This window comes from Bradyrhizobium lablabi (assembly GCF_018131005.1).
Lineage (GTDB): Bacteria > Pseudomonadota > Alphaproteobacteria > Rhizobiales > Xanthobacteraceae > Bradyrhizobium > Bradyrhizobium lablabi_D.
This window is the reverse complement of record NZ_JAFCJK010000009.1, coordinates 137474-151240: the sequence shown is the minus strand read 5'-3', so window position 1 is coordinate 151240 and position 13767 is coordinate 137474. Positions and strand designations below refer to the sequence as shown.

At 57.7% G+C, this 13767-nt stretch carries 11 protein-coding genes; 3 read left to right on the top strand and 8 right to left on the bottom strand.

Annotation, left to right across the window (positions count from 1 at the left end; genetic code table 11):
- The first annotated feature begins 14 nt into the window (after window positions 1-14).
- From JQ553_RS25785 to JQ553_RS25775, 3 genes are all read left to right on the top strand, one after another.
- Complete coding sequence (locus tag JQ553_RS25785) at window positions 15-953, top strand: formylglycine-generating enzyme family protein (RefSeq protein ID WP_249144600.1); 939 nt, start codon at window positions 15-17, stop codon at window positions 951-953.
- A gap of 126 nt (window positions 954-1079) precedes the next feature.
- Window positions 1080-2750: an arylsulfatase gene (locus JQ553_RS25780; RefSeq protein ID WP_212502972.1), complete on the top strand. Its 1671-nt coding sequence runs from the start codon at window positions 1080-1082 to the stop codon at window positions 2748-2750.
- Between the two features lie 496 nt (window positions 2751-3246).
- Complete coding sequence (locus tag JQ553_RS25775) at window positions 3247-4224, top strand: HAD family phosphatase (RefSeq protein WP_212502971.1); 978 nt, start codon at window positions 3247-3249, stop codon at window positions 4222-4224.
- A gap of 327 nt (window positions 4225-4551) precedes the next feature.
- Here the strand turns inward: JQ553_RS25775 and JQ553_RS25770 are convergent, their stop codons facing one another.
- The 8 genes from JQ553_RS25770 to JQ553_RS25735 all read right to left on the bottom strand — a co-directional run bounded on the left by JQ553_RS25770 (window position 4552) and on the right by JQ553_RS25735 (window position 13746).
- Window positions 4552-5961, bottom strand: coding sequence for a DUF4910 domain-containing protein (locus JQ553_RS25770; RefSeq protein WP_312015200.1), 1410 nt, complete (start codon window positions 5959-5961; stop codon window positions 4552-4554).
- 51 nt (window positions 5962-6012) lie between these two features.
- Complete coding sequence (locus JQ553_RS25765; RefSeq protein WP_212502835.1) at window positions 6013-6741, bottom strand: SDR family oxidoreductase; 729 nt, start codon at window positions 6739-6741, stop codon at window positions 6013-6015.
- A gap of 137 nt (window positions 6742-6878) precedes the next feature.
- Window positions 6879-8141: a class I SAM-dependent methyltransferase gene (locus JQ553_RS25760; RefSeq protein WP_212502834.1), complete on the bottom strand. Its 1263-nt coding sequence runs from the start codon at window positions 8139-8141 to the stop codon at window positions 6879-6881.
- Between the two features lie 64 nt (window positions 8142-8205).
- Complete coding sequence (gene rfbC / locus JQ553_RS25755) at window positions 8206-8784, bottom strand: dTDP-4-dehydrorhamnose 3,5-epimerase (protein ID WP_212502833.1); 579 nt, start codon at window positions 8782-8784, stop codon at window positions 8206-8208.
- A gap of 14 nt (window positions 8785-8798) precedes the next feature.
- Window positions 8799-9875, bottom strand: a complete 1077-nt coding sequence (locus JQ553_RS25750; protein ID WP_212502832.1) for an NAD(P)-dependent oxidoreductase — start codon at window positions 9873-9875, stop codon at window positions 8799-8801.
- A 15-nt stretch (window positions 9876-9890) separates the two neighbouring features.
- A complete protein-coding gene (locus JQ553_RS25745) occupies window positions 9891-10544 on the bottom strand; it encodes a PIG-L deacetylase family protein (RefSeq protein WP_212502831.1) in 654 nt (217 codons plus the stop codon).
- Window positions 10541-11356, bottom strand: coding sequence for a glucose-1-phosphate cytidylyltransferase (locus JQ553_RS25740; protein ID WP_212502830.1), 816 nt, complete (start codon window positions 11354-11356; stop codon window positions 10541-10543). Before JQ553_RS25740 ends, JQ553_RS25745 begins: the two co-directional genes overlap by 4 nt.
- Before the next feature lie 923 nt (window positions 11357-12279).
- The gene (locus JQ553_RS25735; protein ID WP_212502829.1) at window positions 12280-13746 is read right to left on the bottom strand and encodes an undecaprenyl-phosphate glucose phosphotransferase; all 1467 of its coding nucleotides are present in this window, start codon (window positions 13744-13746) and stop codon (window positions 12280-12282) included.
- Between the last annotated feature and the right edge of the window lie 21 nt (window positions 13747-13767).

The window sequence follows — 13767 nt, the reverse complement described above, 5'->3', positions numbered from 1 at the left end:
GTGACGGTCCTTTAATGGTCGATGGAATGACCTGGATACCCGGTGGCACTTTTCGCATGGGATCGGACAGGCATTATCCCGAAGAAGCCCCGGCGCATCGTGTCACGGTGGACGGCTTTTGGATGGACCGGCATCCGGTGACGAACCGGCAATTCAGAGAATTCGTAAGGGCCACCAAACACGTCACCGTCGCCGAAATCATACCTGACCCCAAGGACTATCCGGGAATGCTCCCGCACATGGTCTACGCGGGCTCGCTGGCGTTCTCTCCGCCGACGCATCCGGTCAGTCTCCAAGACTTCAGCCAGTGGTGGACCTTCGCGAGGGGTGCGCAATGGCGGCACCCCTACGGACCCGGAAGCAACATCCGCGGATTGGACGATCATCCCGTCGTGCATGTGGCCTTCAGCGATGCCGTGGCCTACGCGAAATGGGCTGGCAAGGATTTGCCAACCGAAGCGGAATGGGAATTTGCAGCGCGTGGCGGGCTCGAGGACGCCGAGTTTGCGTGGGGCGATGAATTCACGCCGAACGGCCGTCACATGGCAAACACCTGGCAGGGTGAATTCCCTCGTCAGAACACCAATGCCGACGGCTTCGAGCGCACCTCTCCGGTCACCGCGTTCCCGCCGAACGGCTACGGCCTCCACGACATGATCGGCAACGTCTGGGAATGGACGGCCGACTGGTATTCGCCAAAGCATCAGGCGGATGCTCCGAAGGCGTGCTGCATCCCGCAGAATCCGCGCGGCGGCCGCGAGACCGACAGTTACGACCCCAGAACCACCAACGTGAAAATCCCGCAAAAGGTCATCAAGGGCGGCTCGCATCTATGCGCACCAAATTATTGCCGACGCTACCGTCCGGCCGCGCGACATGCGGAGCCGGTCGATACCTCTACAAGTCACCTTGGCTTTCGATGCATCAGGCGGTTAACGCCCGAGCAGTCATAACAGGAGAGCGACACCATGATAGATCGGATATTCAAGGATACGCCGCCTGCCGACCGAACCACGCCACCGAAAATCGCGGGCCGTCATAAATACTCCTGCGCAGCGCTGCTGAGCGCGACGATGTTGATGTCGATGTCCGGGCCGGCGAGCACGCCGGCGGCGGCTCAGCAATCCAAACCTAACATTCTCTTCATCATGGGTGATGACATAGGCTGGATGCAGCCGAGCATTTATCACCGCGGCCTGATGGTCGGCGAAACGCCGAACATCGATCGCATCGGCAACGAAGGCGCGATCTTCATGGACTACGTCGCCATGCAGAGCTGCACTTCAGGCCGCAATGCCTTCTTCACCGGCATGTATCCGCTGCGCACGGGCATGATCCCGCCGCAGCTTCCGGGCAGTCCCTCCTATCTACGGCCCGGCACGCCGGCGCTCGCCAAGTTCCTGCTCGATCTCGGTTACAACACCGGCGAATTCGGCAAGAACCACCTCGGCGATCACACCGCGGCCTTGCCGACGGCGCATGGCTTCCAGGAGTACTGGGGTTACCTCTACCACCTCGACGCGATGCAGCAGGTGAGTTTCCCTGACATCAACTCGACGCCGACCGTTCAGGGCATCGCGCCGCCGTGCAAGAATACGCCGATTCCCGGTGTTCCCGAGGTTCCCGGCGCGGTCGACCAAAAGACGACGCTCTGCCTGATGCCACCGCGCCCGGTGCTCGCGTGCACGTCTAGCGACGGCTCAGAGAAGAACCAGATGTGCAAGGACGAAGGCCCGCTGACCTTGGAGCGATCGAAGACGGTAGATGAGGAAATATCGGCGAAAGTCGTCGACTTCCTTGACCGCAATGACCCGAAGAAGACCAACAAGCCTTTCTTCGTTTGGTACAATCCAGCACGCATGCACGTTGTGACCGTGCTGCCGCCGAAGTACGAGGCCATGGTGGGCACGAAGGGCGGCAAGGATTGGGGTGTGAACGAAGCCGGCATGAAGCAGATGGACGACAATATCGGTGTCGTTCTCAAGAAACTTGAAGACATGGGTCAGCTCAACAACACCATCGTTGTCTTCACCACCGACAATGGGGCCGAGCAGATTTCTTTCCCGGATGGCGGAATTACTCCGTTCAAGGGCCAGAAAGGTGAGGCATGGGAGGGAGGCTACCGCGCTCCGTGTGTCATCCGTTGGCCGGGCGTCATCAAGCCCGGCACCGTCAAGAATCAACTGTTCGCCGCTCTCGACTGGGTACCTACGCTGGTGGATATCGCCGGCGGCCCGAAGGGTGAGGCACTGAAGCAGCAGATCGAGGCAGGCCAATACCCTGGCATCGTCAAGACCACACTCGATGGCTTCGACCAGCGCGATTACCTCGAAGGCAAGTCGGAAAAATCGGCGCGCGACTTCTTCTTCTACTTCTCTGGCGCGACTCCTTCTGCGGTTCGCTACAAGAACTGGAAGATGTACTACAATATGTCGCAGCCCGGGCCGGCGGGGTGGATCATGCCGCTCGTCCCATTCCACTTCACCTTGGTACAGAACATCAAGCGTGATCCCTTCGAGCAGAACGTCGGCATTGACCAGAAGTCGGCGATGAGCTTGGGTGGCGCGCTCGGCGGTCCCGTGACAGCCTTCCAGTATGACTGGAATATGTTGCCGATCGGCCAGCAGTTGTGGCTCGAGCACCTGTTGTCATACGAGAAGTATCCGCCGCTGCAGGCGCCGGAGTCCTACAATCTCAGTGGCATCCTGGAACAGGTCAAGAAAGCAAATGCCAGTCACGCGAGTGACTAGCCGAACAACGCAAGCGAGGACGCGGGCGCCCGACATAGGCGCCCGCGGACTGCTCAGACACCCGTCCCGCGTACGCTCGTCGTACGATCCCGTCACCAGGAGATCAACGATGAACGGGAGCACGAGCATTCGCTTCGCGCTGCTCGCGCTTGCTTCCACGATGGTCGCACCCGCGTCGGCGCAGCAGCAAATGCCATATCCTCGTCATCATGGCCGATGACATCGCTTAATGGAACATCAGTGCGTATAATCACGAAGGGCTACCGCACACCGAACAAGGAGCGCATTGCGAACCGAGGCAGCATGTTCACCGAGCACTATGAACAACATTCCTGCTGCGCGTCTAGCGACTGAGGCTGGAAGGAGCCGTGCATACGGCGCCGCGCGCCCATTGATGATTGAAAACTGGCTGGTGCGAACCTTAGAGGGATCAACCATGAAATCAATCGTGCGATTTCCCGCCATAGACCGCCGCGCGCTGCTTTCGTCGCTGGCGATGCTTCCCTTGCTCTCCGCCTCGCTTCGTCCCACTTCCGCGGTAGCCCAAGCGCAGAGCGACCCACTGCCGTCCTGGAACGAGGGGGCGACAAAAGCGTCAATCCTTGACTTCGTCGCGCGTGTGACAACGCAGAACGGGCCCTACTTCGTTCCGCCCGAGCAACGCGTCGCGACCTTCGACAATGACGGCACGCTTTGGATCGAGCAGCCGATGTATACACAGCTGGCCTTCGCACTCGATCGCGTGAAAGCCCTCGCGCCAATGCATCCGGAATGGAAGACCACACAACCATTTGCGGCGGTGCTTGACGACGATCTGAAGGCGCTGGCCGCGTCCGGAGAAAAGGGATTGGTCGAGATTATCGCGGCCACACATGCCGGCATGACGACGGCGGAGTTCGAAAAGATCGTTACCGACTGGCTCGCGACAGCCCGTGATCGCCGATTCAAGCGACCGTACACCGAGTTGGTCTACCAGCCGATGCTGGAACTACTCGCCTACCTGCGGGCCAACGGCTTCAAGACATTCATCGTATCCGGCGGCGGTATTGAGTTCATGCGGCCCTGGACCGAGCGGATCTATGGGGTGCCGCCGGAGCAGGTCGTGGGATCGTCGATCAAGACCCGATTTGAGACGAAAGACGGCGCGCCAACGCTTTTCCGGCTGCCCGACATCAACTTCATCGACGACAAAGCGGGGAAGCCGATCGGAATCAACGAGCACATTGGACGCCGTCCGATCGCCGCTTTCGGCAACTCCGACGGCGATCTCGAAATGCTGCAATGGGCGACACTCGGCATTGGGGGCGCGCGGTTCGGCCTGATCGTCCACCACACCGATGCGGAACGCGAATATGCCTACGACCGCCATTCGCATTTCGGGAAGCTCGACGTCGCGCTGGACGCTGCGGCGGCGAACAAATGGACCGTGGTCGACATGAAGAACGACTGGAAAAGGATATTTCCGTTTGATTAGCCCGAAATCATGAATTTCATGGCAGCGCGGTTGCGCCGTGCAACGAGCCTGCTATCGCGGGGCCGGAGATCAGGGACGAGCACGCCGAAGGAATTTCCATGTCTGGCTAGTTCACAACGCACGATCGGCTCTGGAAGGCTACTCATGGATTGGAAGCGAAATTCCCGTCACTTTCGGCGATCGTGGGCTCAACGACAATATCCGGTCCACTTTCGGACCCGATAGGCAACCCGCACCCGGGGATCGCAAATCTGTTCAGGAATGGTGTGCTCGCTCGGAACAGACAACTCGCTAGAGCAATGAAACGCTCTAGGAACAGATGGCTCGCTAGTCGCGAATGACCTCTCTGATGAGATTCGCTTCCAGCGCGAGCCGAGCAGCGCTCTGAATGCGATGAAAAGATATCTCAGCTCGATCCGCCATTTCCAACAGGCTGGATTTGCCGTCAGCCAGATTCAGAACCCACAAAAGGTCCATTTGAGTTGCACCGCCCGCCTCCTTTTGCCCTGCGATCGCCCGATATAACCCGCGCCGTCCAAGTTGCGGCTCACCTCTTCCGTCAGTTCGTACATATGTGCGGTTCGCGTCTAGCAGGTCGAGCAAACTAGCCACCACCGCATAGGATTGATCGAGTGCTTCGGGTTTCACAAAATCGGGATTGTCTGCCGACGTGTGGTACTCCGGGAAAGTCCCATGAACGCTGCGCATCAAGCAGCCCATCGGAAGGTCAAAGGCTGGCGAACAAAATTGTCGCTCGTCATAGCCATATGGATTGAATGCCATGATTTCGTGCGGATGCCCGGAATGGCGCAGAACGTGCGCCATGGCACCGTCTATGGGTGCACCGCTCCGGCTCTGCTTGTAGTGAAAGCGACCAGCGTCGCCGACACATGTAAGTACCAGCCCATGTAGAATTCTATCGAGGTGGTTCTCGTTGTGTGCGAGCCAAGTGATTGCGCCTATCGTTGCTGGAATGAACAAGACGCGGAAACCCAATCGTCGCTGGCGCTGCGCCTGTCGCATTGCCAGCGCGACAGCCACGGCAATTCCGGAAAGATTGTCGTTCGCCAAACTCGGATGGCAGATGTGAGCCGTAATCAGCACCTCGTCCGACAACTCGCCGGGGAGAAAAAACTCTCCGTAAGTAAGTGATCCCGGCGAAAGATCGCTGTCGATGTCGATGCGATAAGTTTCGTCCTGCATCTTTTGCCAAAGATTGTCCGTTATGCAGAAGCCCCAGTCGTCAGCGAAGTAACCCGTCCGATAGGGAATGAGCTCGGGTTGCTGGGGAAGTGTGTGGACGTGCTGCGCAAGTTCAGCGCGGCTCACCTCTCTGTGAATCGGCTTGCTATAGCCTACGACGTGCAAATTGTTTCTTGCAAAATCAACCAGACAGCGACCGTCAAGCGTCCTGACGGTCGCTCCGCGAATGTTCCATTCCAGCGGGACTTGCCAATCGAGCACCGCAGTCCCACTAGGAACTTCTCTGACCTCTAATTGGACATGTCTAGCCAAGATCGCCAACGTTTCGCGAACGCCAGCACCGGTAAGGCTTCGGTTGATAGGAAAAAGCTCCCGAACCAACCCATGAAGATCGATCGGGGGAACCTCCTCCGAGTTGGAAAAGTCCTTCCTGCCCGACACTAGATGCCTCGCTTCCCTGGCAAGAAATTCCGGTCGGCTGGTCATGGCCAGCCATCTTGGATCAAGCCCGATCGTGTGAATCGCGTCCTTCACAAAATCTCGTGCGGGTTAGTCCAGCCCCCATCAACTGCAGGGCAACGTCTCTTAGACCAGAGGCTTGAGCATGGGCCGCAGGTACAGATCGGTAATTTCTGCCGTTCTGCCAATGGTGAGTGCGAACAACACCGCTTCAGCGACGTCCTCTGGTTGCAACATTCGATCCGGATCATATCGCTTGCCGGACATTTCGTGAAGATCGATTTGCCTTTGAGTTGCTGTGGTGCCAGGAAAGATCGTCGTCACTCTCACTCCGGCCTCATTGACCTCATCACGCAAGGCGTTCGCAATCGAATGCACTGCCTGCTGGGTGGCCGCATAAGAACCGCGGCCGGCGGTATTATTTGCGCGGGTTATCGATGAGTTCACAAAAACAATCTGTCCGGATACCGCGCGCAGGAGGGGCAGCAAATATTTGGTCAAGATGTAAGGCCCACGAACGTTGGCCGCATATTGCGCGTCCAAGTCAGCCACGGGCGCAGTTTCCGTCTTACCTAGTTTTATTATTCCTGAAGAATGGATCAAAATATCGATCCCAGAAAAATCGGTTTGTATTCTGGCGGCGAGTCTCTCGAGCTGCGCATCATCTGTCATATCGCACGAATAGGCGGATGCCAGAGATCCACACTCCGTCGCGAGTTCTTCAAGAACTGACTGCCGTCGCCCGACCAGGGCGACCCTTGCTTTAGAACGAGAAAGAATTGACGCGGTTGCCCGCCCGATGCCGGAACTCGCGCCGGTGACCAAGGCCGTTGCGTTCTCCAAGGTTCTAAGCATCAAAATCTCTCTCGGACATCGCCGGAGATCCAAACATCCGGTTCAAAGGCGCGGCCTTCCAGTCTCCATTTCCATAGTTCACAGGACTTGCCCGGTCCCAGATATCTGAATTCCGATCCTGGAGCGATCTGCAGCAGCTAATCCTCAATGGTTGCCTTCGGCACCGGCAGAATGAATCGGCCGCCCCATGACTTGATTCCGCTCATCTGAGTTTTGATCTCGTCTTTCAGATTCCAAGGTAAAATCAGAACGAAATCAGGTTTTGCCTCAAAGATAGCTTCGGGGGGGAAGATGGGAATGCGAACTCCGGGCAGATAGCGCCCCTGTTTTGACGGCGCACGATCCACCGTGAAGTCAAGGAAGTCGCTGCCGATTCCGCAATAGTTGAGGAGTGTCGCGGCTTTGGCGGGGGCGCCATACCCCACGACTTTCTTGCCCTCAGCCTTCAGGCCGATGAGGAGTTTGAGAAGATCGCGCTTGGTTTCCTTAACTGAATCATTCCAGGCGACATAGGCGGCATCGTCGTCTAGCCCGTAGGTCCGCTCATCCGCCAGAGGCTGCGCCACGCGAGGACTTTGCGGATGATTAGACTGTGCATGGCACACGAAAAACCGAATGGAACCACCATGTGTCTTGAGCAATTCGACGTCGAAGATGCGCAAGCCCGCCTTAGCGAAGATGCGCTGTCCGGCAATCAACGACAAGTACGAAAAATGCTCATGATAGATGGTGTCAAACTGGTGCAGCTGCATCAGCTTAAGGAGATGCTGTACTTCGAAGGTAGCGACACCTTCCGGAGCGAGCAATAACCTTACGCCGGACATGAAATCGTTGATGTCTGGCACATGCGCAATTACATTGTTGCCGGTGATCAAATCGGCGGTCCAACCCTCACTGACCAGTTTGCGTGCATACTGCTCGCCGAAAAACTCAATGCGCGTATCGATGCCTTTTGCCCTCCCGGCCAGCGCGACGCTTTCGCACGGTTCGATGCCAAGGCATTTGATACCTTTTGCCATCGAATATTGCAGCAGATAGCCATCGTTCGACGCTATTTCGACATGGCGGGAGGCCGCGGTAAGGCCAAAGCGCGTTGTCATATCCTCAACGTAGGTTCGGGCATGGTTCAGCCATGAACTCGAATGCGAGGAGAAGTAAGCGTAGTCGGCGCGAAATATGTCGCCTGCCGCCAACATATCGCAGGTCTGGACCAAACGGCAGTTGCGGCAGACCAATGCCTTGAGCGGATAGAACGGTTCGGCCTTCGTGCAATCGGCCGGATCGACATAATCATTAGCGACCGGAGAGAGGCCGAGGTCGACCAGCGTTAGCGTCAGCTTGGACCCGCAATGACGGCAGCTGGGTGCAGTCCCGAGAATTGGCGAAAAATTTTGGCTCATAGCTGCTTCCGCGAACAATTTGAGATCAAGCGACGCCGTAGAGGCGCTTTGTCTGAAGTAGTCGTCATGCGGCCGCCACTGCGAGCGACATCCTGCGCTTCACTTCGTCTTCGTACTCACGTAACGGGCGGAACGCCCGATCTTTCGGTGACATCACCGAGACCGGCAGCGGCCATTTAAGTCCTAACCGCGGATCGTCATGGCGGAGCCCGTCTTCGGCGCTCGGCGTGTAAAATTCGCCCATTTGGTAGCTCGTGTCCGTGCTGTCGCGCAGCGCCTGAAAGCCGTGCGCGAACCGCTCCGGCACATACAGCGCTGTCATGTTGTCCTCGTTGAGCTCGATCGAGATGTGCTCGAGGTAGGTCGGGCTCTCTGGCCGCAGGTCGACGATGATGTCGAGGATGGCGCCGCGCGTACATCGCACCAGCTTGCTTTCAGCAGCCGGTGGATACTGGAAATGCATGCCCCGTAGCGTGCCTCTCTTTGCGTTCAAGGCGACGTTGGCCTGGGCGATCACAAGATTGAGCCCATGGGCGCGAAATTCGTTCTGGCAGAAGGCGCGCGCGAAGAAGCCTCGCTCGTCCGCTTTGCGATCGAGGTCGATGATGAAGGCGCCCTTAAGTTTTGTTTCGGTGAAAAACACGGTTCGCGTCCAGTCTAGCCCTTTGCGACGGCAAGCTTGCGATTGGCTCCGGACGCATCGACCTGGCGATGTCTCAGATCGTCTCCGAGGATGCCGTCGGCGACCAGCTTCTGGATGTGGCCGATGCGTTGGTAGCGCGGACCTTCGAATTCCTCGAGAGTCAGCTTCGATTGGCGATAGGCGTTGTAGAGTTGCTCGGCGCCCCGCCGCGCGTCCCATTGCGGCTTGAAGGCCGGCAGCACGCGCGCGATCTTGTCGAAGTTGACACGGTAGGAGCGCGTGTCGGGGCTCGCATCAGGAGCCATCTCGAGCTGGCAGCCCGGAACCACATCGGCGACGATCGCGGCGATGTCCCTGATGCGGTAATTATGCGCGGTCTGGCCGACATTGAATGCCTGATTGAAGACCAAATCCGCCGGTGCTTCGAGCGCCGCGATGAAGGCACGCGAAATGTCTTCGATGTGGACGATCGGCCGCCAGGGAGATCCATCCGACTTCAAAAAGACGAGACGCTTGGTGACCGCCCAGGCCACCAAATTGTTGAGCACGATATCGAAGCGGATACGCGGGGAGACACCGTAGGCAGTCGCCGGACGCATGTAGGTCGGGCAGAACCCGTCGCCGGCAAGCGGGGAAATATCGCGCTCGGATCTGACCTTGGATTCGCCATAGGCTGTGACCGGGTTCAGCGCCCCGGATTCGTCGAGAATAGCCTCGCCGGCCTGTCCGTAATTGCTGCACGAGGAGGCCAGCAGGAACCGCTTGACGCCTGCCCCTTTGGCAAGCGTGGCAAGGCGCACGCTGGCGCGGTGGTTGATCTCGTGGGTGAGTTGGGGGCGAAAGTTTCCGAGCGGGTCGTTGGACAGGGCGGATAGATGGATGATGGCGTCGAGCCCTGTGAGGTCTTCGCGCGCGACGTCGCGGATGTCCTTGCGGATATACGGCACAGGCGCGATGCTGCCTCCCGCCTCAAAGGTGCAGCGCTCATAGAGATTGCTGTCGAGTCCGATCACCTCGTGGCCAGACCGCAGCAGCATCGGAACCATCGCGGTTCCGATGTAACCCAAATGACCCGTCACCATTACACGCATGACCGTTTACCCTGTTCACTGCACGACGATCTTCCGTCCATGGAAGGCTTCCGCGAATCCGTCCGGCGCTCGGCATTCCGCACCTCGCAGCCGCGCCAGACCCATGAAGGTTTGCGCGTCGAACCAGTCCTTTGAGCGTTGCGTGCCGAAATGGTCGTAAAGCAGCTTTGCCTTGCGCTCCATTAGCGGCCTGCTGGCTGGGATGAAGACATTCGGCTGGCCAAGATCGCCGTCCCATTTGGGGATCTCGTATTCAAGGATCGCGTGGTCGCGAAACGTGTTCCACGTCAGCATGGATACCTCGCGATGATCCTGATGCGCGTCGATACGCGAGTGGCACAGGATCACATCGGGCGAAGCGCGCCGTTTCAGCGCCTCGAACCAATTTTTAATTTCGGCTCCCTGGTACGGGAAGAAGCCGTCCTTGAACTCCGCCAGCTCGATGACAGACCGCTCTGAATTGGCCAGAAATGCCTCCGCGGACGCACGCGCCTCGTCGGCCCGGGGACCGTCGGCGCTGAGCACCGCCCAGTGAACATCCAAGCGCACGCCGCGATCGATCCAGCCGAGTATGGTTGCGCCGGCGCCGATTTCGATGTCGTCCGAATGAGCGCCGATACAAAGAACGGACAGGCGGTCACCCGAACCAGCAAGTCTAACGAGCTTCATCCAATCTTCCTTTGGGCATCGACCGAAGCAGCCCCGGAGTTCCGATTGAAGAGCCAAGGCATCGTGCCTTTTTCGACGAGGTCCTCGAGTATCTGCTTGTCCTTGAGAGTATCCATCGGTCGCCAGAAGCCCTTGTGCCGGAATGCCATGAGCTGGTCGGCTTCGATCAAGCGCTGGAACGGCGCCTCGACGAGTTCATCGCCGTCGCGCATGTAGTCGAATATCTCCCTTCGGAAGATGAAGAAGCCGCCGTTGATCCACAGATTGGCGTCCTGGCTGGCGCGGATCCGCCTAACCTTCCCGCTCGGTCGTACATCAACCAGATGCAGGCTGAAGGACGGTCGCACCGCCGTGAAGCAGGCGATCCTTCCGCTCGCGCGGAAGGCCTCAACCATTTCAGGCAGATTAACGTTGGAAAGACCGTCACTGTAGTTGGCGAAAAACATCTCCTCGCCTGCGACATGCTCACGCACGGCCCACAGCCGCTCGCCTATATTGCGCCAGATGCCGGTGTCAATCATCGCAATGCGCCAGTCCTGCTGCGGATCGCCGAGGATCTCGACCTGGTTGCCGAAGCCCGTGACCACGCAGTCGGCGTACGTTTGCGGTTTATAGTTCAGGAAGTATTCCTTGATTGCATTCGCCTTGTAGCCAAGGCAAAGGACGAAGTCCTTGTAGCCGAACTGGCTGTAGTAGTGCATCAGGTGCCAAAGGATCGGCTTGTCGCCGATCGGGATCATCGGCTTCGGGATGCTTTCGGATACGTCCCGAATGCGCGTGCCGAGACCGCCGCAGAACAAAATTGTCTTCATCTCAGCGGCCTTTTCTGTGTGTATGTCGCATATCGCCTCGTAGCCATCTCAATGCTGTATCTCGGGCCGGTTGTGTCAAAGTAGTGAACGACCGGCGGCGAGAGCCGAGAAAGCTCACACGCGTATGAAATTCGTCTTCGCAGAACACGCAGGCGATGTATCCGCGATTGTCTTTTCGGTGATCAATGGCAACGGTGTATGCGCCCGTGAGCTCGATTCCTGAGAGGATCATTTTTCAGAGCCCGCAGTTTACGTTTCATCACACAGTCGCTTAGGCCTCGCCGGACCGCTCTCTGCCAGGCTGCTTGGTTGAAGGCGTCGACCTAAGGTCGATCTCTAGACTAGGGGATTGAAGTTAAGTTGAGATTCGTCAATAAGCGCTCGGGTTGACTCAAATATTCCCGACGAGCGGTTTTTGGGGCAAGTTTGGCGTCGGGCCGCGCGTTCAGGAGATGATGACCTGAAACACGCGTACAGCACCCCATAACAAAAGGTAGATCCACCCTAACGTGCAGACCAAGGCGAATGTGACTACCAGAAGCGCCCAATCAAGGTTTTTCCTACGGACATCCGTCCCAGCAGCGTCGTCTACACGACGCTGGTATGCGGCGCCCAGTTTATCTGGATGCGACATTTGCTCATCCCTAGCCGGAGGAGAGCACGCAGCATAGCTGCGGTAGGCCTCATCAATCTGAGGATTCTCAATAACAGAACAAGATCCTCTGCACCTCGGGCGTCTCACCTTTCCCGGTCATTGCGACCTTCGGCGGAACGATCCTTTCGGTTGGCTGGATAAAAGTGCGGTAGCAGGTCAACTAACACCGATATTGGGAAAGGCCGGACTCCCACATGCGCAGAGTAGTCGCGCCTGCAGGGTGCCTTTCCAAGCCAAAATGCGCGCCGCAAACGGGCAGTCGTCTGGATCAATAAGCGTTATCCGAACGCAAGACTCGGATGACGGTTAAAAGCATGATGCGGATATCGAGCCACAGCGACCAGGACTCAATGTACCACAAGTCGTTCTCCACCCGACGTTCCATCATTCCAATTTCCGGCGTTTCACCGCGGAGTCCGTTGACCTGCGCCCAGCCAGTGATGCCAGGTTTCATCTTATGTCGAATAGCGTAAGTCGCAATCAGCCGATCATATTCATTATCGTGCGCAAGTGCGTGCGGACGTGGACCGACCAACGACATCTCGCCACGCAGGACATTAAGCAGTTGCGGTAACTCATCGATACTGAGTTTCCGCAACAGTGCACCGAGATGAGTTATGCGCCGGTCCTTTTTGGTTGCCTGCACGACGACCGGACCATCGTCAAGCGTTGACATCGTTCTGAACTTGTAAATCTTAAACGGTCGTCCATTGAAGCCGACCCGCGTTTGAAGGAATAACGCCGGCCCCGGCGACTCCAGACGTATCGCCGCAGTGATTACGGCCAAAAACGGCACCAAGAGAACTAGAGACGCAGCCGCAAATATTTGATCCATGCATCGCTTCAAATTGCGCTGCATCGCACTTAGCGGAGCCCGCTGAAGTTGTACTGCCTTCGTCGGACCCAGTTCGGACACTGGGCGATCCAATACACGGCCTGTTGTTGCGTCCGCCACAAGTTTGACTGGCACCGGGAGTACTCGCAGCTCGCATTCAATCTCATCGAGAAGGTCCGTTGAACTCCACGGAATCGCTACGATTATCTCGTGGACATCCATGTCTCTGACGTAGCGGGTCACTTCCCGCAGGCGCGCCTTCAATGCGTCTTCATCGAACGCCCGATGTCCGTCAGCAGGCAGCGAGAAAACGCCTACCACGGCATAGCCGTATCTTTCCAATGCAGGTAAAGCCTCATTGGCGGCAAGCTCGTCTGCCAGTCCGACCAGAATTACCCGGGCGGGCTTCAGGGCGCCTGAGGAGATGACGAAGGTGCAAACGTGCGCAACGAGCAGGCGCATCACCGCGGTGGCAAACATCCCGCTGGTAAAGAACAAGAGCATCTCGCCACGGGAAAATGCTGCCCCAATTTTCAGCAAGAACGCAATGGATGCCAGAAGTACAAATACCGTCAGCCAGATAAACGCGGAGCGTTCCACTTGCCACTTGAGCCGGATGAGATTCGGCCCGCGATAGAGTTGGGCCGCATGACCAACCGTCGAATACAGCGCTGCCACAGCGATGCCTGAGCCAAGATAATCTTGTGCCTTGCCACTACCGCCAAGGGCCACGGAGTCGTACAGAAGGCCTGCAGCGACGCCTAACATCACTATCCAGATAAGGTCAAATATCGCAACTGCTGGCGACACAACGTTGAGCGAAATCGGGACGGCAAGCTTTCCGAGAGAATTAGAGTGGGCCAGATCGGCCGCAATGCTGTTCTCACGCGCTAGATACATTGGATACCTCTTCATCGCGAG

Coding starts and splice junctions, on each gene's coding strand:
- JQ553_RS25785 (WP_249144600.1), top strand. CDS start 15: ATGGTCGATGGAATGACCTGGATACCCGGTGGCACTTTTCGCATGGGA.
- JQ553_RS25780 (WP_212502972.1), top strand. CDS start 1,080: ATGTCGATGTCCGGGCCGGCGAGCACGCCGGCGGCGGCTCAGCAATCC.
- JQ553_RS25775 (WP_212502971.1), top strand. CDS start 3,247: ATGCTTCCCTTGCTCTCCGCCTCGCTTCGTCCCACTTCCGCGGTAGCC.
- JQ553_RS25765 (WP_212502835.1), bottom strand. CDS start 6,741: ATGCTTAGAACCTTGGAGAACGCAACGGCCTTGGTCACCGGCGCGAGT.
- JQ553_RS25760 (WP_212502834.1), bottom strand. CDS start 8,141: ATGAGCCAAAATTTTTCGCCAATTCTCGGGACTGCACCCAGCTGCCGT.
- JQ553_RS25750 (WP_212502832.1), bottom strand. CDS start 9,875: ATGCGTGTAATGGTGACGGGTCATTTGGGTTACATCGGAACCGCGATG.
- JQ553_RS25745 (WP_212502831.1), bottom strand. CDS start 10,544: ATGAAGCTCGTTAGACTTGCTGGTTCGGGTGACCGCCTGTCCGTTCTT.
- JQ553_RS25740 (WP_212502830.1), bottom strand. CDS start 11,356: ATGAAGACAATTTTGTTCTGCGGCGGTCTCGGCACGCGCATTCGGGAC.
- JQ553_RS25735 (WP_212502829.1), bottom strand. CDS start 13,746: ATGTATCTAGCGCGTGAGAACAGCATTGCGGCCGATCTGGCCCACTCT.